At 65.7% G+C, this 22,869-nt stretch carries 5 protein-coding genes; all 5 read left to right on the top strand.

From position 1 onward, the window contains the following. The first annotated feature begins 178 nt into the window (after positions 1–178). The 5 genes from KGA89_RS12730 (at position 179) to KGA89_RS12710 (ending at position 22,835) form a co-directional block, all read left to right on the top strand. The gene (locus tag KGA89_RS12730; RefSeq protein ID WP_223471719.1) at positions 179–1,156 is read left to right on the top strand and encodes a TauD/TfdA family dioxygenase; all 978 of its coding nucleotides are present in this window, start codon (positions 179–181) and stop codon (positions 1,154–1,156) included. Positions 1,157–1,163: 7 nt separating this feature from the next. Continuing rightward, a complete protein-coding gene (locus KGA89_RS12725) occupies positions 1,164–4,592 on the top strand; it encodes a condensation domain-containing protein (protein WP_223471718.1) in 3,429 nt (1,142 codons plus the stop codon). Between the two features lie 17 nt (positions 4,593–4,609). Further along, positions 4,610–5,656: a TauD/TfdA family dioxygenase gene (locus KGA89_RS12720; protein ID WP_223471717.1), complete on the top strand. Its 1,047-nt coding sequence runs from the start codon at positions 4,610–4,612 to the stop codon at positions 5,654–5,656. Between the two features lie 111 nt (positions 5,657–5,767). After that, positions 5,768–8,830 (top strand): non-ribosomal peptide synthetase, encoded by a 3,063-nt coding sequence (locus KGA89_RS12715; RefSeq protein ID WP_223471716.1) that lies wholly within the window; start codon positions 5,768–5,770, stop codon positions 8,828–8,830. 58 nt (positions 8,831–8,888) lie between these two features. Continuing rightward, entirely contained in the window at positions 8,889–22,835 is a 13,947-nt protein-coding gene (locus KGA89_RS12710; RefSeq protein ID WP_223471715.1) for a non-ribosomal peptide synthase/polyketide synthase, read from the top strand. The last annotated feature ends 34 nt before the right edge of the window (positions 22,836–22,869 follow it).

Here is a 22,869-nt window from a genome sequence, read left to right as displayed (position 1 = left end):
CGGAGTCTAATCCAAAAAAAAAATTAAATAAATAGTATTGATAATCCATCTCATTTGTACCTAGTATGTCGTCTTGTATTGCCTTACATACATTACAGACGAGTCCTACATCGCTGACCGCTGCCCTGCTTTCATGGTCTTGTGACTGGTCGAAGACGCTATAAGAGGATGCACAAGGATGACCTCAATCGAACACCTGAACGGGCGTTCCGAGCTTTTTTCAACGGCGCCCACGGATGCAAGCGCCCAATCGCTCCCCGTGCTGGTGCAGGGGACATCGGGGCAGTCGATCCACGATCTGGACACCTCGATCCGCGATAGCCTGGCCCAAGTCCTGAGCACCGTTGGCGGCGTGTTGTTTCGCGGTTTCACCGTCGCCACGCCCATTGATTTCAAGCGCTTCGCTGCCAGCTTCGGCGCACCGCTGGCCAGCTACGAATTCGGCTCCACACCGCGCAGCAAAGTCTTCGCCGGGGTCTATAGCTCCACCGAGTATCCGGCCCATCAATTCATCCCGCTGCACAACGAACAGGCCTACACCCGCCCCTGGCCTTCGCGCATCTGGTTCCACTGCATCAAGGCCAGCGAAACCGGTGGCGAGACCCCGATTGCCGACAGCCGCCTTATCTACCAGCGCATGCCTGCCGAGATTCGCGAGCTGTTCGCCAGCCGCGAGTTGCTCTACGTGCGCAACTACAGCGGCGCCCTGGACCTGCCCTGGGAAAAAGTCTTCAACACCCAGGACCGCGCCCAGGTCGAACGCTACTGCCAGGACAACGACATCGAGTGGGAATGGAAAGCCGATGGCGACCTGCGCACCCGCCAGCGTTGCGCCGCCGTGCAGCAGCATCCCGATACCGGTGAGTGGGTCTGGTTCAACCAGGCGCACCTGTTCCATGTCTCGGCCATCGAACCGAGCGTACGCGCCAGCCTGCTGGCGGCGGTGGGTGAAGAGAACCTGCCGCGCCATGTCTATTTCGGCGACGGCTCGCCGATTGCCGACGACATGCTCGACACCGTGCGCGAGGTCTACCGCGAGACTGCCATCAGTTTTCCCTGGCAGCCCGGCGATATCCTGATGCTCGACAACCGACTGGTTGCACACGGTCGCAATCCTTTCACCGGTGACCGCAAAGTCATCGTGGCCATGGCGTGAATTGCACATGTTTTCATTCGAACACTGGATCGACGTGCTGGAAGCCAACGCCCAGCACTTCCCTCATCGTGCGGCCCTGCATTTTCTGCCGGACGGCGTAGAGATCGGCGAAACCCTGACTTTTGCCCAGTTGCACGAGCAATCCCAATCCCTCGCAGTCGCGCTGCAAGCGCGTTATGCACCGGGTGATCGGGTGCTGCTGATGCTGCCCAGCAGCCTCGACTACGCCCGCGCCTTCTGTGCCTGCCTGTATGCCGGGCTGATTGCCGTGCCGTTGTTTCCGCCGCCGTCGCGCAAACCGCGCCACCTCGATCGCGTCCGCAACGTGGTGGTGGATGCCGAACCGGCGCTGATTCTCGCACCGGCAGATTATTGCGAAGGTTTGCTGGAACTGGTGGAGGGTCGCGTCGATGTGCTGACCGTCCAGGACCTGGGCACGCCACCGGCCAGCCAGTGGCAACGCCCGGTCATCGACGGTTCGACCGTGGCCTTCCTGCAATACACCTCCGGCTCTACCGGTTCGCCAAAAGGCGTCGAGGTGCGTCAACGCAACCTGATCGCCAACGTCGAACTGATGCGCCAGGCGTACGCTTTCGACGAGCACGGCGCCATGGTCAACTGGCTTCCGCTATACCACGACATGGGCCTGATCGGCGGCATGCTGGCCCCGCTCTACAGCGGCATGCCCTGCTACCTGATGGCGTCCCAGACGTTCGTCAATGCGCCGTCGACCTGGTTGCAGGCGTTGAGTCGCTACCGCGCCACCGCCAGTTTCGCCCCCAACTTCGCCTATGCCCTGTGCAACCGCGTGGTCAGCGACAACCTGATCGCGCAGCTTGACCTGAGCGCCTGGAAACACGCGATCAACGGTGCCGAACCGATCCACCCTGGCACCCTGGAAGCTTTCGCCCAGCGCTTTGCCGCGTGTGGCCTGAACCCGTTGGCCATCAGCCCCGGGTATGGCCAGGCCGAAGCGACCCTGTGCGTCAGCGCCACGCCGGCCGATGCGCTGCCAGTGGTGCTGCGCCTGGACAAGACCGTGCTGGAGACCGGTCGCGTGGCCCTGGCGACGGCCGATGCCGCTGCCGTGGAGTTCGTCGCCTGCGGTTACCCGCAAGCCTTGCACGGCATCGCCATCGTCGACCCGCACACCTTCGAACGCTGCGCCGCCGAGCGCATCGGCGAAGTCTGGCTCAAGGGCCCGAGCAACGCCGAGTCCTATTGGAAGAACCCCGAGGCCACTCGCGAAGCCTTTGAAGCACGGATTGTCGGTTCATCGGAGCATTATCTGCGCTCCGGCGACCTGGGCTTCATGCACGAAGGCCAGGTGGTGATCTGCGGACGGCTCAAGGACCTGCTGATTCTCAACGGACGCAACCTCTATCCCCACGACATCGAATTCGCCATCACCGACGCCGAGCCGGGCATCCGTACCGGACGCATCGCCGCCTTCTCGGAAATGGACCCGGCCCTGGGCCGCGAGAAACTGGTGATCGTCGCCGAGCCGCAGCGCAAGTTCGTCGACCCGGCGCATCATCCGGCGCTGTTCGCGTCGATGCAAAACGCCGTGAGCGAAGCCGCCGACTGTGGCATCGACCAGATTGTGCTGGTGCAAGCCGGCACCATCCCGATGACCACCAGCGGCAAGATCGCCCGTCAAGGCGCACGCAAGCAGCTGGCCGCCGGCACATTGAGCATCATCGCCCAGAGCGGTGGGCAGCATGCCTCGCACGGCGAGACCCTTGACCTTGCCCAGTTCAAGCGCCTGGTGGCCCAGACGCCGCAACAGGCCCAGGTCGCCTGCCGCCAATGGCTGGAACAGACGCTGCACGCGGTCAACCCGTATCTGTCCGCCCATTTCGAACGCAGCCTGATCGGCCAGGGCCTGGACTCCATCGGCGTGGCCGACTTCGCTGCGCGCCTGCACCGGGACCTGGGCTGGAATCTCGAGACCCAGGACTTGTTCGGGGAAATCACCCTGGAACAATGGGCGCTGGCCCTGCAAGGTTTCCTGAATGAACCGGCGCCCACGGCCGAAGCCTCGACCGAGCAGGCCAACCTCAACCAGGGCCATCAGTCGTTCGCCCAGCGTCGCCTGTGGTTCCTGCGCCAACTGAACCCGGACGACACCCGCCACAACCTGGTGCTGCATCTGCGCCTGCAAGGGCCGTTGGACATCGAGGCCCTGGCCCTGCGCTTGAACACGCTGGTCGAGCGGCATGGCGTGTTGCGCACGGTGTACCGCGACGGTGTCGATGGCCCGCAACAACAGGTGTTGCCGGCCACGGCGGTAGCGCTGATCCATCATGATTTGCGCGAGCAGAATGAAGCGCAGCAACAGCAGGCGCTGAGCGAGCACCTGGCCCACGAACACGCCACCCCTGTCGATTTGCAAGCCGGCCCGCTGCTGCGAGCGCAGTTGCTTAGCCGACAGGACCACCAGCATGACCTGCTGCTGACCCTGCACCACATCGCCTTCGACGGGCGTTCGGCGCAAGTGCTGCTGGCGGAACTGGCAGGCTCGGCAGACGTCGCGCTGCCGGGGCAATACCTCGATTTCGCCCAATGGGAAGCCCGGTACTGGAGCGAACAGCGGATCGCCATCGAGCAGGACTTCTGGCGCACACACCTGGCCGGCATGCCGCAAACGGTGGCACTCGGTGGCAGCGGCCAGGCCCCGGGCGAACACAGCCTGGATTTCAGCGTGCCCCAGGCCCGCTGCGAACGGCTGGCAGCACTGGCCCGCGAGCAAGGCATGACCTTGTTCATGCTGTTGCTGGCCAGCTACCAACTGGTGCTCAAGCAACTGGGCGGCCAGCAGCAATTCCTGCTGGGCACCGACGTCAGCGGCCGGCCACTGGCCGAGCACAGTGACGTCATCGGTTTCTTCGTCAACCAGTTGACCCTGTGTTGCAACTTGCGCGGCGAACCGACCCTGGCCGGTTTCCTTGAGCGGGTTCGCGATGAAGCGCGCCTGGCCTATGCCCATCATGGTCTGCCTTTCGATCTGGTGGTCTCGGCCCTTGCGCCGCAACGCCGTCCCGGTCACTCGCCACTGTTCCAGGTCAAGCTCAACTATCAACCGTCACGGGTGACCCCGACCGCCATCGCCGGCGCGCAGCTGTCCGCGCTGGACGTGGCCCAGGCACCGGGAGATTTCCACCTGGTGCTCGACCTCGTGCACGGCAGCGAAGGCCTCGCCGCGACCCTCAAGTATCGCGGCGAATACTTCGACCAGCAGCGTGCCCTGCGCCTGCAACACCTGTGGACGGGCCTGCTGGAACAGCTACACACCCTGTTGGACGAGCCGCTGCCGGCATTGGCCGAGCGCATCGATAACTGGGACCTGGCCTTTACCCGTGAGCGACAACAGTCACAGGCGCTGGCCGGTCGCAGCCAGATGATGCAAGCCAAACGTCGCACCTTGTCCCTTTAACCGAGTCGGATGCCGTTATGTCTATCGTGCCCCCATCGCCACGCGCCCTCGGCGCCGTGCGTCGCAAAGCCATGAACGTCTCGGAACAACAGTTGGTCACCGAGCGCCTGCTCAGCCCGGACCACGCCCTGCCCCTGGTGATCGAGCCGGCGGTCAGCGGCGTCGACCTGATCGCCTGGGCCACCCGGGAACGCGAGTCGCTGGAAAAGAAACTGCTGGAGTACGGCGCCCTGCTGTTTCGCGGCTTCAACGTCGCGTCCGTCGAGCAGTTCGACCAAGTGATCGCCGCCCTTTCCCCCGGCGCTCTGGAATACATGTTCCGCGCCTCGCCCCGGACACGGGTCGGCGGCAACATCTACACCTCGACCGACTACCCGGCCGACCAGATGATTTTCCCCCACAACGAGCACTCCTACTCGCCGCGCTTTCCACTGCGGCTGTTCTTCTACTGCCAACTGCCGTCCGAGACCGGTGGTGAAACACCGATTGGCTCGACCCGCGCCGTGAAGGCCGGGATCAGCCCGCAGATCGAAGCGCGATTCCGGGAAAAAGGCGTGCTGTACGTGCGCAACTACGGCGACGGTTTCGGCCTGCCGTGGCAGACCGTGTTCCAGTCCGAAGACCGCCGCGAAGTGGAGGCCTACTGCGCCAGCGTCGGCATCGAAGTGGAATGGAAAGACAGCAATCGCCTGCGCACCCGCCAACGCGGGCCGGCCGTGGTGCGCCACCCGCGCACCGGTGAAGAGGTCTGGTTCAACCACGCCACGTTCTTCCACATCAGCACCCTGCCTGAGCGAATCCGCGATTCGCTGCAAAGCAACTTCAACGACCTCGACCTGCCCACCAATACCTTTTATGGCGATGGCGAACCGATCGAGCCGCACGTACTGCAATCGCTGCGTGCGGCCTACCTCGATTCGCTGGTGCGGTTCAGTTGGCAACAGGGGGACGTGTTGTTCATCGACAACATGCTCGCCGTGCACGGTCGCGAACCCTTTACCGGCAAGCGCGCAATCATGACCGGCATGGCTGAAGCCCTGCTGTCGAGCGACGTTGCCGTCTGACATTCAACGGGTCCACCCGCCGTTCGCAGGAGGCTTGCCTGACACATGTCCAGCAAGCCCCGACGTCTGTGCGGTGATCCAGGCTCAAGCCCTTTTCCAGTCGAGATGAACATGAGCGAACTTCAAGGTTTTCGTATTTCGCCGCAACAGGCATCGGTTTACCCCCACATCAACGGCGCGGCGGAGCACCCGTTCGGCTGCCATTTGCAATGGTCGCTGTCACAGTCGCTGGACGTCGCTGCACTGGACAACCGCCTGCAAGCCCTGGTGGCCGGCAGTGAAATCCTGCGCACGCGCCTGATGCCCGTGCCCGGCCTGCGCCACCCGGTGCAGGTGATCGACGAAGCCGGCTCGCTGGCGGTGAATCTCCAGGACCTGCGCCAACGCAACCGCGCCGACCAGGACGCCGCGCTGGCCCGGCTCGCTACCCAGTCCCGCGACTGGGCAACCCCACTGTGCGTGACCCTGGTGCGCCTGTCCGATGAACATGCGGTCCTGGACCTGGCGGCGGCCAGCAGCCACTTCGACCTCGCCAGCCTGAAATGGCTGGCCGGCGCACTGCTGCAAGACAGCGCAACGGACCTGGCCGACACCTTGCAGTACGCCGACTACGCCGAATGGCGCTGGAGCCTGGTTGAAGACGCGCCGGACCATCCGGGCGTGAGCTTCTGGAAACCCTCGGGCGAAACCGAGCAGGCCACCTTGCAGCTGCCGCTCGAAGTGGCCCTCGATGGCGGGTTCGCGCCGACCCGGCTGGACCTGACTCTGCCGAGCGACCTCGCCCGTCACTCGGCCCTGACCCCGGACCTGCTGCTGGCGGCATGGGCAGCGGTGCTGGGACGATTGGCCGGCCAGCAACAGGTGCCGCTCACCCTGATCCATGAAAGTCGCGGCGCGGAGCTGGAAAACACCCTGGGCCTGTTCGAGCAGTGCCTGCCCGTGAGCATCGAACTGGATGCCCAGGCGACCCTGCTGGAACAAAGCACGCAAGTGGCCGCCACCGTGGAACGGGCTGTCGGCTGGCAAGACTATTACACCGGCCACCTCAACGCCGGCTATGCCTTTGCCTGGCGCTCGGGCGATACCCGGGAGCGTCATGCCAGCGCGGTGATGAACCCGCTGAAGGCCTGCCTGAACGTACGCCAGTTGCCCGCCAACCTGCACGCGCAGCTGGTCTACGACCGCCATGCCCTCAGCGCCGAAGCCGCGGGTTGCCTCGCCGAGCAATGGCTGCAACTGCTGCAAGGCGCCCTGGCTGAACCGCAACGGGCCTGGGCCCAACTGCCCTTGGGTGGAACGCTGCAATCTCAGTTGATCGGCACCAGCACGAGCGTGCCGGCCATCGAACCGGTGACGCTGGTGGAATTGATTGCCCGTCAGGTTCGCCAACAGCCAGACGCCATTGCCCTCAGCGACCAGAACGGTGACCTGAGCTACAGCCACCTCGACGCCTGCGCCACGCAACTGGCCCATCGACTGGTCGCGGCCGGAATCGGTCCTGGCGTGCCCGTCGGCATCCTGTTCGCCCGCAGCAACGCGGCCATTGTCGCCATGCTCGCCGTGTTGAAAGCCGGCGGCGCCTACGTGCCGATCGACCCGACCTACCCAGCCGACCGTCGCGCCTACATGCTCGCCGACAGCACCATTGCCCACATCGTGGTCAGCAGCGAACTGGCCGACAGCGTGCCGGCCACCCTGCAACGCTTCGTGCTGGATGACCTGGCAGCGCCGGACCTCGGCGATTGGCCGGCGCTGCCGTTGCCGGACGCGAACGACCTCGCCTACTTGATCTACACCTCGGGCTCTACCGGTGCGCCAAAGGCCGTGGAAATCAGCCACGGCGCACTGAGCTTCTCGACCCAGGTGCGCATGGCCGCCTATGAGACTCCGGTGCGCGCCTACTTGCTGCTGTCGTCGTTCGCCTTCGACAGTTCGGTCGCCGGGATTTTCTGGACCCTGGCCCAAGGCGGACGCCTGGTCTTGCCCGCCCCGGGTGAAGAGTTGGAAATGTCCCGCCTGGCGCAACTGATTGCCCAGCATCAGGTCAGCCACGGTCTGTCGCTGCCATCGCTGTACCAGGCCCTGCTCGATCAATTGCAGCGCAGCGCAGGCACCGACAGCCTCGCCTGCTGGATCGTCGCCGGTGAAGCCTGCCCGCCATCGCTGATCGCGCAACACAGCAAGACCCTGCCCCACGCCCGGCTGGTGAACGAATACGGTCCCACCGAAGCCACCGTCTGGGCCACCTATGAGGTGTTGGAGCCAAACCGCAACGTCAGCATTGGCCGCCCCATCGCCGGCATGGACCTGCGCCTGCTGAACGAGTTCGACACTGCCTGCGGCATTGGCGAACCAGGGGAAATCGTCCTCGCCGGCCCGACCCTGGCCCGCGGCTATCGCCACAAACCCGAAGAAACCGCCAAGGCCTTCGTCACCCTGGCCGACGGCACTCGCGCCTACCGTACGGGCGACCTGGCGTGCTGGTTGGCCGACGGGCGCCTGGCGTTCCTGGGGCGCAAGGACCATCAGGTCAAGGTGCGCGGCTACCGCATCGAGCTGGGTGAAATCGAACGCCAGTTGTGCAGCCACAGCGACGTGCGCGAAGCCGCGGTGATCGTCCAGGAACACGCCGCCGGCAAGCGCCTGCTCGCCTACATCCTCGCCGCCCACGGCTACGCACCGGACTCCGAGGCGATCAAGCGTTTCCTCGGCGAGCGCCTGCCGTCGTACATGGTGCCGGCCCTGGTGCTGACCCTGGCAAGCTTTCCGCGCACGCCCAACGGCAAGCTCGACACCCGCCAATTGCCCGACCCCGACTCGTTCGACGAAAGTGCCCACGTGGCGCCGCGCAACGCCATGGAAACCGCCCTGCAAACCATCGTCGCCAAGGTCTTGAAGCTCTTGACGGTGAGTGTCACCGACAACTTTTTCGCCATCGGCGGCGACTCGATCCTGAGCCTGCAAGTGGTGGCCCAGGCCCACGAGCAAGGCATCGCGCTTTCGGCCAAGCAAGTCTTCGAACGCCAGACCATCGCGGCCATGGCCGAGGTCGCGCAACCGCTGGCACCGAGCGCCGCCGAGCCGCAAGCCGACAGCACCGAGTTCAGCGCCTCGGGCCTGTCCGATGACGAAATGCAAGCGCTGATGGCCGAACTGGACGAGGCCGACCTGTGAGCGGCTCGTCCCGTCGCCCCGCCATCACCGTTGCCCCTTTTTACGCAGGACGCTTTCAATGACCACCGAAAAAACCACCGGTAACCCGATCGAAGACATTTACCCGCTGTCGCCGCTGCAACAAGGGATGCTGTTCCACTCCCTGCTGCACGAAGACTCCGGTGTGTACCTGATGCAGGATCGCTACCGCATCGGCGGGGCTATCGATGAAGGGGCGTTCCTCGAATCGTGGCGCCAGGTGGTGGCGTTGCACCCTTCCCTGCGCGCCAGTTTCCAATGGAAAAGCCAGAAGCAACCGGTGCAGGTGATCCATCGCCAGGTCAAGGTACCGCTGGACACCCTCGACCTGCGTGGGCTCGCCCCCCATGAGCAGGAAGCGCGAATCCGCACGCTGCTGGAAGACGAGCAGAAAGTCGGCTTCAACCTGTCGAAGCCACCGCTGATTCGCTTCCGGCTGGTCCGCCTGGGCGATGAGTCCTACGAATTCATTCGCAGCTTCCACCACATCCTGATGGACGCCTGGTGCATTTCCCTGGTGACCGTGGACTTCCTCAAAGTCTACGAAGCACTGTGCAACGACCGCACGCCAGAGCTGAAAAGCCCGCGGCCGTTTCGCGATTACATCCAGTGGCTGCAACACCAGGACGCGAGCGAGGCCGAGCAGTTCTGGCGCGGCCAGCTGCAAGGTCTCAATGCCCCCACGCCGCTGACCGTGGACAACGGCGTGACCCGCGACCGCTACACCGATGCGGTGCTGGTGGACGACCAACTGATTCACCTCGACGAACAGGAAACCCAGGCACTGGCGGCGTTCTGCCGCAGTCGCCGGATCACCCCGAACACGTTCTTCCAGGGCGTCTGGTCGCTGCTGCTATCACGCTACAGCGGGCAACAGGACGTGGTCTTCGGCGTCACCGTGGCCGGGCGCCCGGCCGACCTGACCGGTGTCGCGGAAATGATCGGCCTGTTCATCAACACCTTGCCGCTGCGGGTTTCGGTGGACCCGAGCGCCTCGCTCGGCAGTTGGCTGGGCGACTTGCAAAAGCTCAACGTCGACATGCGCGACTTCGAACACACGCCCTTGACCGACATCCAGGGCTGGAGCGATTTCCCCCGGGGCGAGACCCTGTTCGACAGCATCCTGGTATTTGAAAACGCACCCATCGACGAACAGATCCTCGAAGGCGGCTTCCAGTTCAGCCTCGAAGGCATGGACCACAGCGTGCACACCCACTACGGCTTGACCGTGGTGATCCTGCCGGGCGAACAGCTGGGCATCCGCGTCTCCTATGACCGCGAACGTTTCGAAGCCGCCACCGTGCAACGCCTGCTGGGCCACATCGCCAGCCTGGTGCGCAACATGCTCGCCGCACCCGAGGCGCCGTTGGCCAGCTTTGAGCTGCTGGCCGCCGACGAACGTCAGCAGTTGCTGGGCGAGTGGGCGCTCAACCCCCACGATTTTCCGCTGGAGCAAAGCTACGCCGAGCTGTTTGCCGCCCAGGTCGCTCAGCGCGGCGAACAGATCGCCGCGACCTGCGACGGGGAGTCGCTGACCTACGCCGAGCTGGACCTGCGCTCCACGCGCCTGGCCCACGCCCTGCGCGAGGCCGGCGCTGCTGAAGACCAACTGGTCGCGCTGGTAGCCCCCCGTGGTCTGGCGCTGTTGAGCATGATGCTGGCGGTGTTCAAGGCCGGTGCGGCGATGCTGCCCCTTGAGGTCAATCACCCGCCCGAGCGCCTGCGGGAAATCCTCGGGCTGTCCCGCGCCCCGCTCCTGGTCGCCAGCGAAGCCTACAGCGGCCTGCTCGATCAACTGCTCAGCGGCCTCGACCAGGCACCCGAGGCGCTGTTCGCCGAAGCCTGCTGGACGTCCGGCAACGACGCGCCACTGCCGGTGCTCGCCAGCCCCGACAGCCTGGCCTACGTGCTGTTCACCTCGGGTTCGACCGGTACGCCCAAGGGCGTGATGATCGAACAGCGCGGCATGCTCAACAACATCTTCGGCAAAGTACCGGCCCTGGGGCTCAGCGCCGCCGACCGGATTCCCCAGACTGCCTCGGTGGCGTTCGACATTTCGGTGTGGCAGTTCCTTGCCGCACCGGTGCTCGGTGCCACCGTGCACATCCTTGCGGATGAAGTTGCCCACGACCCGCAACGCCTGTTGCAGGTGCTCGCCAGCGAGCGCCTGAACGTGCTGGAAATCGTCCCGAGCCTGATGCGCACCTTGCTCGCGCTGTGCCCGTGCGACTTGCAACTGCCGGACCTGCGCTGGGTGTTGCCTACCGGCGAAGCCCTGCCGCCGACCGTGGCCCGCGACTGGTTCGCACGGTTCCCCGACATTGCCCTGATGAACGCCTACGGGCCGGCCGAGTGCGCCGACGACGTGGCCTTCCAGCCGATCCTCAAAGCACCGGGGGCCGAGGTCAGCCACATGCCCATCGGCCAGCCGACCGCCAACAACCGCCTGTATGTGCTGGACGAATCCCTGCGCCCGGTGCCGGTGGGCGTGGCCGGGGAAATCTGTGTCGGCGGCGTCGGCGTTGGCCGCGGTTACCTGCACGACCCGCAGCGCACCGTTGAAGCCTTTATCGACCACCCTCAACTCGAAGGTCGCCTGTACCGCACCGGTGACCTGGGACGCTGGCGTGCAGACGGGGTGATCGAATACCTCGGCCGCCGCGACCAGCAGGTCAAACTGCGCGGGCACCGGATCGAACTGACGGAAATCGAACACCGTCTCGCCCAGCACCCCAACGTACGCGAAGCCGCCGTCCTGCTGCGGGAAAACACCGTCGGCGAAGCCTGGCTGGTGGCGTACTGGTCGGCCCATGACGAAACCCTGGGCAGCGACGGCCTGAGCGAACACCTGCGCACGCAACTGCCGCCGTACATGGTGCCGGCGGCGTTCGTCTGCCTGGACAAACTGCCCCTGAACAACAACGGCAAGGTCGATCGCAAGGCCCTGGCCGCCCGGGAATTGGACTGGCAGGCCGACACCCAGCAAAGCATCGCCCCGCGCAACGCGCTGGAAACCACCGTCGCGTCGATCTGGGCCGAGGTCCTGGGGCGCGACACGGTGGGCGTGGAAGACAACTTTTTCACCCTCGGCGGACACTCGCTGCTGGCGACCCAGATCGTTGCCCGCCTGCGCACTCAGTTCAAGCTCGACCTGCCGTTGCGGGTGCTGTTCGAACAGCCGACCGTGGCCTTGCTGGCCGTGGCCATCGCCGCCCGCCAGGCCGAGGCCGCCGCGCCGCAAGCCAGCGCGATCAGCGTGCCCAAGGCCCAGCCACGCCCGACGCTGCTACCGCTGTCGTTCTCGCAACAACGCTTGTGGTTCATCGAGCAACTGACGCCGGGCACCACCCTGTTCAACATCCCGTTCGCCCTGCACCTCAAGGGTGAACTCAATGTCGAGGCGCTGCACGCCAGCCTGAACGACCTGCTGCTGCGCCACGAAATCCTGCGCACCGGCATCCACAGCACCGACGGCGTGCCGTGCCAGCGCATCAGCCCAGCGCTGGACATCGCGCTGCCCTTCGAAGACTTGTCGGGGCTGACCACCACCGCTCGCGCCGGCGCGCAGTTCAATGCCCTGCAAGACACCTTCGAGCTGCCGTTCGACCTGACCTGCCCACCGCTGCTGCGTGCGCGCTTGCTACGCCTGGCGCCGGGCGAGCACGTGCTCGGCATCGCCCTGCATCACCTGGTCTCGGACGCCTGGTCGGCCACCATCGCCCTGCGCGAACTGGCCCTGGGTTATGAAGCCCGTTGCAACGGCGCCCCTGCCAAACTGCCGGCCCTGCCGCTGCAATACGCCGACTTCGCCCTCTGGCAGCGCGAACACCTGCAAGGCGCCGAACTCAAGCGCCAACTCGACTACTGGACCACCACCCTCGACCGGCGCGACAGCGACGCCAGCCCGCTGCTGGCCTTGCCCACCGATCATCCACGGCCGTCGGTGCAAAGCTACCGCGCCGGGATCGTGCAGCGTGAACTCAGCGCCGACCTCAGCGCCCGGGTACAGGCCTTTGCCAGTCGCCTCGGCACCACGCCGTTCACCGTCCTGTTCGCCGGTTTCGCCGTGCTGATGCACCGTTTGAGCGGCGATGCCACGGTGCTGGTCGGCACCCCGGTCACCCACCGTGAACAGCCGGGCACTGAAGGCCTGCTGGGCATCCTGCTGAACAACCTGGCGATCCGCGCGGACTTCGAGCCGCAAGCCGGTTTCACTGCCCTGGTCAAACAGGTGGCCGAACGTCTGCGCAGTGGCCTGCTGCACCAGGACCTGCCCTTCGAGCAACTGGTGGACAGCCTGCAACTGCCACGCAGCCTCAGCCATGCGCCGCTGTACCAGGTGATGGTCGCCCAGCAACTGGCCATGGAGTCACGGTTGCGCTTCCCCGGGCTGGCATTCGAAGCGCTGGACACGCCGCTGCGACATTCCGAATGCGACTTGGACCTGCACGTGCTGTGCCCGGCCAATGCGCCGATCCAGCTGGAGTTGATGTTCGCCCTCGATCTGTTCGTCGCCGACAGCGCCCGCCAGACCCTGGCGCGCCTGGAACATCTGCTCGAACACATGCTCGCCGAGCCCCAACGCCCGGTCGCCGCCTTGCCGTTGCTGATGGACGCCGAATGGCAACGCACCGTGGTCGAGTGGAACCGCACCGAGATGGCGGTGCCAACGCACCTGACCTTCGCCCAGTTGTTCGAACAACAGGCCGAACGCACCCCGGAGCGTGACGCCCTGTGCTTCGAAGGCCGCAGCCTGAGCTACGGCGAACTCAACCGGCGCGCCAACCAGGTGGCGCATTACCTGCGCAGCCGGGGCGTCGGCGCCAACAGCCCGGTGGCGCTGTGTGTCGAGCGCTCGCTGGAACTGCTGGTCGGCCTGCTGGGCATTCTCAAGTCCGGTGGCGCCTATGTGCCGCTGGACCCGACCTACCCGGTGGATCGCCTGGCGTACATGCTCGAAGACGCGCAACCGGCACTGTTGCTCGGCCAGCAAGGCCTGTTGGAACAGTTGGGCGCCGAACTGCCGCGCTTGCGCCTGGACAGCGACGCAGCCCTGTTCGCCAACCAGCCGTACAGCAACCCTGCCCCGCTCGCCGGGCCGCAAGACCTGGCCTACATCATGTACACCTCCGGTTCGACCGGTAAGCCCAAGGGCACCCTGGTGACCAACGGTTCGGTGGTCAACCTGGCCTGGGCGCGTATCCATGGCTTGTATCGCCGCTACACCGACCAGCCGATGCGCACCAGCTTCAACTACTCGTTCGCCTTCGACAGTTCGGTGGCCGAGCTGATCCTGTTGCTCGACGGCCACAGCCTGTACCTGACCCCGGAAGACGTGCGTTACGACCCTGAGGCCCTGGCCGGATTCTTCCGCGACACCCGCCTGGACGCCTTCGAATGCACCCCGGCACAGCTCAAGGCCCTGCTCGAAAGCGACGGTGTTCGGCGTGGCGAGGTGTACCTGCCGCGCTTCGTGCTGTTCGGTGGCGATGCGGTGGACGCACAACTGTGGCAACGCCTGCCGTCGATTGTCGGCAGCCGCTTCTTCAACACCTACGGCCCAACCGAATGCACGGTGGATGCCACTGGTTGCGCGGTGGATGACTTCCCGCTGCGGCCAATCATCGGCCGGCCCATCGCCAACGTGCGCACCTACGTGCTCGATGCCTTCCTCAACCCGATGCCGGTAGGCGTCCCGGGGGAACTGCACATCGGCGGTGCCGGCGTGACCCTGGGCTACCTCAACCGCGCCGAGCAGACCGCGAAGGTGTTCATCGAAGACCCGTTCTCCACCGTGGCCGGGGCACGGATGTACAAGTCCGGTGACCTGGTGCGCTGGTTGCCCGACGGCCAGCTCGAATACCTGGGACGCATGGATCATCAAGTGAAGATCCGTGGTTTCCGTGTCGAGCTGGGGGAAATAGAAACCTTGATCGGCGCCCAACCGGGCGTGCGCCAGGCCGTGGTGCTGGCCCGTGAAGACGTGCCCGGCGACAAGCGCCTGGTCGCCTATGTGACGTGCGACCAGCAGGCCGACATCCATGCCTGGCGCAAAGCCATTGGCGCCGCCCTGCCCGACTACATGGTGCCCTCGGCATTCGTACTGCTCGATGAACTGCCGCTGACTGACAACGGCAAACTCAACCGCAAGGCCTTGCCGGCCCCGGACATCCAAGCCGCGCCAGACGCCCTCGATCCGCCCCGCAGCGCCGCCGAACAGCAACTGGCTGCCCTGTGGGCCGAGTTGCTGAAGGTGCCGTCTTCGCAGATCGGCCGTGACAGCCATTTCTTCTACCTCGGCGGCCACTCGCTGCTGGCGGCGACATTGTTTGCCCGCCTGCGCCAACAGTTCGCCAGCGTGCCGCCGTTGCGGGCGGTGTTCGAACACCCGACCCTCGACGCCTTGGCCGCGCTGCTGGGCGATCCCCTGCAAGCCCCGGCGGCGACCTTTGTCCCGGCACCGCGTCCGGCGCGCCTGCCGCTGTCGTTCGAACAGCAACGCTTGTGGTTCCTTGAACAACTGAGCACCGGCGGTGGCGAGTACAACGTGGTCAGCGCCGTGCAACTGGACGGCGAACTCAACGTCCAGGCCCTGCACACGGCCTTGAACAGCGTGGTCCAGCGCCACGAGATCCTGCGCAGCCGCATCGTGCGCGATAGCGACGGCGAGTTGGCGCTGGTGATCGAACCGCAGGTCGATATCAGCGTGCAAGTGACGGCACTGCACGCGACCAGCGACGAGCAATGGCAGCAACTGACCGACGCGGCGATCCACGCAGAAACCGGCCGCCGCTTCGACCTCGCCGCCGAAGTGCCGGTCCGTGCCACGCTATTGCAACGCAGCGGCGCTGCACAGTCGCTGCTGTTGCTCAACGTGCACCACTGCGCCACCGACGACGCCTCCAGCCAGAACCTGCTGGATGAACTGCGACAGTGCTACACCGCCCAGTGCCAGGGCGCCCCGGCAGCACTGCCAGGGCTGGCGCTGCAATACCCCGAGTACGCCCTCTGGCAGCGCGAACCCGGTCAACAGACCGCGTTCAGCAGCCAACTGGAATACTGGCGCAACCAACTGGAGGACGGCGACTACCTGCTGGACCTGCCAACCGAACAGGGCCGGCCAACCCAGCTCGCCCCGGCGGCCGGCGCGGTCCAACTGCAATTGCCGCCCGTCCTGGTGGAACGCCTGCGACAGTTCGCCCAGCACCGCGGCGCCACCCTGTACATGCTCATGCTCGGCGCCGCGCAATTGCTGTTGGGCCGCTACGCCAACCAGCGCGATGTACGGGTTGGCAGCCCGGTGGCCCAGCGTCCATTCGCCGAGCTGCAGCCGCTGATCGGCTGCTTCGTCAACACCGTGGTCATGCGTGCCGACCTCGATCCGGCGCTGGACTTCGAAGGTTTGCTCGACCAGGTGCGCAACCGTGTGCTGGATGCCCAGCAGCATCAGGACGTGCCCTTCGACCAGGTTGTCGAGCATTTGAAGCCTTCGCGCAGCCTCGGCCAGACGCCGCTGTTCCAAGTGTTGTTCGCCATGCAGAACGCCGACTCGTCGAGCCAGCCATGGCCGCAGTTGCGGGTCAGCGAACGCGCCGTGACCGCCCAGGCCACCAAGTACGACCTGAACTGGGAAGTGCATGACGGCGAGGTGCTGTCGGTGTTGCTGGAGTACCGCGCCGCGCTGTTCAGCGAAACCACGGCCCGGCGTTGGCTGGAACAATGGCAACAACTGCTGGAGGCGATGCTCGAAGCGCCACGGACCCGCCTCGGCGATTGGACACCGCTGCCGGCGGCAGAGCGTCACCGCCAACTGATCGAGTGGAACGCCACCGACCGCCACTACAGCGGCCCGACCAACCTGCACACCGCCCTGAGCCAACAAGCAGCCCTGAGCCCCAACGCACCTGCGCTGGTGTTCGAAGGCCAGCGCCTGAGTTATGCCGAGCTGGACCAGCGGGCGCAAGCCGTCGCCCGTGCCCTGCGCGCAACCGGTATAGGCACCGACAGCATCGTGCCGCTGTGCATGGAGCGCTCGGTGGAGATGGTCGTGGCCTTGCTCGGCATCGTCCATGCCGGCGCCGCGTGGCTGCCGCTGGATCCCGAACTGCCTGCCGCGCGCCTGGCGTTCCTGATCGAAGACGCCGACGCCCGGGTCACCTTGACCCAGGCGCAGTGGCTGTCGCGCCTGCCCGCCGAACATGACGCCTGGACGCTGGATGCGTTGCCAATCGCTGAAGTCGCAGAGCCGATCAGCGTCGACGCCAACGACCTGGCCTACGTGCTCTACACCTCCGGTTCCACCGGCCAACCCAAGGGCGTGATGAACGAACACGGCGCCTTGATGAACCGTCTGTACTGGATGCAGGACGCCTTCCCGATCGGCCCGAACGACCGTGTTCTGCAGAAAACCCCGTACAGCTTCGACGTGTCGGTGTGGGAGTTCTTCTGGCCGCTGATCACTGGCGCGACCCTGGTGGTTGCCCGTCCGGACGGTCATCGCGACCCGGCCTACCTCAGCCGGTTGATCCAGCAGGAACGGGTCACGACCTTGCACTTCGTACCGTCGATGCTGCGGGCCTTTGTCGAAGAGCCGAGCCTGGTCAACTGCCAGAGCCTGCGCCAGGTGTTCGCCAGTGGCGAAGCCCTGCCGGTGGACCTGGTCCGGCGCTTCATGGGTCAACACCCGGCGGCGCTGGTCAACCTGTACGGCCCGACCGAAGCGGCCATCGACGTCTCGGTCTGGCGTTGCTCGGCGGACGATGCAATCGTGCCGATCGGCAAACCCATCGCCAACCTGCGTTTGTACATCCTCGACGAAGCCCTGCAACCGCTACCGATTGGCAGCATCGGCGAGCTGTACATCGGCGGCGTCGGTGTGGCCCGGGGTTACCTGAAACGCCCGGACCTGACCGAGGAACGCTTCCTCGCCAGCCCGTTCGTGGCCGGTGATCGCCTGTACCGCACCGGCGACCGTTGCCGCTTCCTGGCCGATGGCAACATCGAGTACCTGGGGCGTCTCGACCATCAGGTGAAACTGCGCGGTCAACGCATCGAGCTGGGGGAAATCGACGCTGCGCTGCTGGCACTGGCCGGTGTTCGCGACGCCGCCACCTTGTTGCTGGACCAGCGTCTGGTGAGTTTCTGGTGCGGTGACGCCGATGAGGTCACCCTGCGTGCCGACCTGAGTGACAGCCTGCCCGCGCACATGCAGCCAAGCCTGTTCGTGCAGCTCGATAACCTGCCGCTCAACAGCAACGGCAAGCTCGACCGCAAGGCATTGGCCGCCACGCCGCTGCCACAAAGCCAAAGCGAGCAGCCGCGCACCGCGCCGCGCACGGTCACTGAAACCGTGCTCTGCGAACTGTTCAGCGAAGTGCTGGGTGGTGCGGAAGTCGGCATCGAAGACAACTTTTTCCAACTCGGCGGCCATTCCTTGCTGGCAACCCGCCTGGTCAGCCGGGTCCGTGAGCGCCTCGGGGTTTCCCTGCCCTTGCCGCTGGTGTTCGCCCAACCGACGGTCGCGGCCCTGGCCGAGCATCTGCGCGCGGCCATGCCCGGTGAGTCGATCAGCGCACAACCGCGCCCGGCGCAATTGCCCCTGGGCCTGGCTCAACGCCGGTTCTGGATGCTCAGCCGCCTGGTACCGGAGTCCCGCGAGTACCACATGCCATTCGCCCTGACCTTGCGCGGCGAGTTGCAGGTCGAGGTCTTGCGCGAGGCCTTTGCGCAGGTCAGCCAGCGCCACCTGGTGCTGCGCAGCCGTATCGTCGAAGTCGACGGCGAGCCGCAATTGCTGATCGACGACCACGGCCCGGCGCTCGCGGTCACTGGCGTTGCAATCCAGGACTGGGCAGCGACCTGTGCCAATGCCCAGAACGCACTGATGACGCCGTTCGACCTGGCCGCCGCGGCGCCTTGGCGGGCGCACCTGCTGCAACGCCAAGGCAGTGACGAGAACCTGTTGCTGGTATGCCTGCATCACAGCGCCACCGACGGCTGGGCCATGCAGTTGCTCATCGACGAACTGACCCAGGCCTACGCCGCCGGCCTGAACGGGCAGTCGCCCGCCTGGGCTCCGCTGGAAATCGACTACGTCGATTTCGCCCTGTGGCAACAGCACCCGGACACCCAGGCCCGGCGCAATGACAGCCTGGACTACTGGAAAAACCACCTGGGCCAGGACGACTACCAGCTCGACCTGCCCATCGACCATCCACGCGGCGCCGAAGCGGATCGCCGCGCCCGGCAACTCACCGTGCGCCTCGGAACCCAGCGCGCCGAAGCCGTCCGGCAGTTCGCCCGTCAGCGCGGCACGACCACCTACGTGGTGCTGGCCACGGCCCTGAGCGCGCTGCTGGCCCGCTACAGCGGTCAGCGGGAGATTCGTCTCGGCACCCCGGCGGACCAGCGTGACCATGGGCAAACCCAGACGTTGCTGGCCTGCCTGGTCAATACCCTGGTGATCCGCAGCGACGTCGACCAACGGGCCCCGGCCGAGCAACTGCTGGCCAGCCTCGAGGCCGACCTGCGTGCAGCCCAAGCCCATGCTGACCTGCCCTTCGCCACCCTGGTCGGTGCCATTGCGCAGAACCGCGACTTGAACCGCACGCCGCTGTTCCAAGTGCTGTTCTCCCTCAACTATGGCCGCATCGACAGCAGCCAATGGCCGGGGCTGAACGTCGAAGAACAGATGCTGCCGGTGATCGACGCCAAGTTTGAACAGAGCTGGGAAGTCCAGGACGACGGCAGCGACATGACGCTGGCGCTGGAATACCAATCGGCCTTGTACGACGAAGCGACGATGCAACGCTGGAGCGCGCAGTGGTGCGCGCTGCTTGACGCCTTGGTGGCCACTCCTGGACGTACCCTGGTCGAACTGTTCCCGCAACAGCAGGATCAGCAGCAACTGGACCGCTGGAACGCCACCGAGCGCCACTACAGCGGCCCGACCAACCTGCACACCGCCCTGAGCCAACAAGCAGCCCTGAGCCCCAACGCACCTGCGCTGGTGTTCGAAGGCCAGCGCCTGAGCTATGCCGAGCTGGACCAGCGGGCGCAAACCGTTGCCCGCGCCCTGCGCGCCGCTGGCGTGGGCACCGACAGCATCGTGCCGGTGTGCATGGAGCGTTCGGTGGAGATGGTCGTGGCCTTGCTCGGCATCGTCCATGCCGGCGCCGCGTGGTTGCCGCTGGACCCGGAGTTGCCTGCCGCGCGCCTGGCGTTCCTGATCGAAGACGCCGATGCCAAGGTCACCTTGACCCAAGCGCAGTGGCTGTCGCGCCTGCCGGCCGGGCATCAGGCCTGGACCCTCGACGCCCTGCCCCAAGCCCCAGCGTTCGAACCTATCACTGTCGAGGCCCACGACCTGGCCTATGTGCTCTACACCTCCGGTTCCACCGGCCAACCCAAAGGCGTGATGAACGAACACGGCGCCTTGATGAACCGTCTGTACTGGATGCAGGACGCCTTCCCGATTGGCCCGAACGACCGTGTTCTGCAGAAAACCCCGTACAGCTTCGACGTGTCGGTGTGGGAGTTCTTCTGGCCGCTGATCACTGGCGCGACCCTGGTGGTTGCCCGCCCGGACGGTCATCGCGACCCGGCCTATCTCAGCCAGTTGATCCAGCAGGAGCGGATCACGACCTTGCACTTCGTCCCGTCGATGCTGCGTGCCTTTGTCGAGGAACCGAGCCTGGTCAACTGCCAGAGCCTGCGCCAGGTGTTCGCCAGTGGCGAAGCCCTGCCGGTGGACCTGGTCCGGCGCTTCATGGGCCAGCACCCGGCAGCGCTGGTCAACCTGTATGGCCCGACCGAAGCGGCCATCGACGTCTCGGTCTGGCGCTGCTCGGCGGACGATGCAATCGTGCCGATCGGCAAGCCCATCGCCAACCTGCGCTTGTACATCCTCGACGAAGTCCTGCAACCGCTACCGATTGGCAGCATCGGCGAGCTGTACATCGGCGGCGTCGGTGTGGCCCGGGGTTACCTGAAACGCCCGGACCTGACCGAGGAACGCTTCCTCGCCAGCCCGTTCGTGGCCGGTGATCGCCTGTACCGCACCGGCGACCGTTGCCGCTTCCTGGCCGATGGCAACATCGAGTACCTGGGGCGTCTCGACCATCAGGTGAAGTTGCGCGGCCAGCGCATCGAGTTGGGGGAAATCGACTCAGCCCTGCTGAACCTGCCGGCCATCACCGGTGCCTGCACCCTGGTCATCGACAACCGCCTGGTGGCGTTCTACAGCAGTAGCGCCGCGCAACCGGACCTCGACACCCAGCTCGCGGCCGAGCTGCCGGCCTACATGGTGCCGGCGGTATGGGTGCAGATCCCGGCCCTGCCCCTGAGCACCAACGGCAAGATCGACCGCAAGGCCCTCGCCGCCCTGCCCTTGCCGAACACCCAGAAGGACTACGCGGCACCGCGCAACGATCTGGAACGCCTGCTCTGCCAGTTGTTCGGCGAGCTGCTCGGCGACACCTTGACCGGTGGCCGTGAAGTCGGCACCTCGGACAGTTTCTTCGCCCTGGGCGGTGACTCGATCCTCGGCCTGAAACTGATCTCGCGCTTGCGTGAACAGGGCTATTCGCTCACCCCACGGGACTTGTTCCGTTCGCCAACCCCAGCGGCCCTGGCCCACGTGACCACGGCGTTGCTGACCCAGGCCGAACAAGGTGACGTGACCGGGCCGATGCCGCTGATGCCATTGCACCAGTGGTTCTTCGACCAGCAGCAGGTCCAGGTCGCGCACTGGAACCAATCGGTACTGGCCGACAGCGACCGTCGCCTGGTGCCGGCCATCGTCCAAGCCACGCTGGATCGACTGGTCGCCCACCACGACGCCCTGCGCTTGCGTTTCACCGACGTCGACGGCCAATGGCAGGCGCACATCGCACCAGTGGCTGCGGCCCAACTGACCTGCTGCGAACGCCCGGAACAACTGCTGCAAGTTGCCCAAAGCCTGGACCTGCAACACGGCCCGCTGTTTGCCGCGGCGCTGCTGGAAGGTACCCCGCAGCGCCTATACCTGGTGGCCCATCACCTGGTGGTGGACGCAGTTTCCTGGACGCCGCTGCTGGAAGACTTCCAGCAGTTGTACCCGGCACTGGAGCGTGGCGAGAGCCCGACGTTGCCGGCGAAAACCACCACGTATCGTCAATGGAGCGAGCACCTGCAAGCCCATGCCGCCAAGGTCGCCGCCGAGCATCGCTACTGGAGTGCCCAGATCGGCGCTAACCAGCCGCCCATGGCCGCGGTCGCCGAACGCCAGACCCTGTCGGCCCGCTGGGACGCCAGCCGCACGCACCAATGGCTGACCGAATCCCATGCGGCTTACCGCACGCAACCGGAAGAACTGCTGATCGCCGCCCTCGCCGCGACCCTGGCCGAGGCCGAACAGCGCAGCGACATCGTGGTGGACCTGGAGCGCCACGGGCGTGACGCACCGTTTGCCGGGCTGGACGTCGGCCGCACCGTCGGCTGGTTCACCACCCTCTACCCACTGCGCGTGAATGCCAGCGGCGCCGCGGGCGATCAAGTGCGCAACGCCAAGCAAGCCTTGCGTGACGTACCTGGCCTGGGCCTCGGCTACGGCTTGCTGCGCCAGCGCGGCGAGTTGCCGGCCAGCCACGGTGATGTGCTGTTCAACTACCTGGGGCATGAGCAAACGCCAGAGGGCTGGTTGCGCGCCAGCAGCCTGACCCCGCCGCCGGACGTGGCCCCGGTGAACCGAGTGACCCACGCCCGTGAAGTGGTGGCCTGGCTGGAGGACGGCGTGTTGCGTGTCGAATGGCACAGCGTCACGCCAAATGCCGACAGCCGCTTGCCCGCTCGTCTGCTGGAACGTTTGCAGGCACTGGTCGAACACTGCCTCGACCCGCAGGCCGGTTCGCTGATGCCCGCGGACTTCCCGCTGGCCAAGGCGCTGAACCAGAAATCCCTGGACAAGCTGCTGGGCAAGCTCAAGACCAAACCCAATTCCCAAAACTAGCGAGCGATGCGGCGCCGCAGGTCTCAGACCGACC

Source organism: Pseudomonas sp. A-RE-22, from assembly GCF_019956035.1.
Taxonomy (GTDB): domain Bacteria; phylum Pseudomonadota; class Gammaproteobacteria; order Pseudomonadales; family Pseudomonadaceae; genus Aquipseudomonas; species Aquipseudomonas brassicacearum.
Note: the sequence above shows the minus strand (reverse complement) of the source record. Positions and strands in the feature narration are given on the sequence as shown.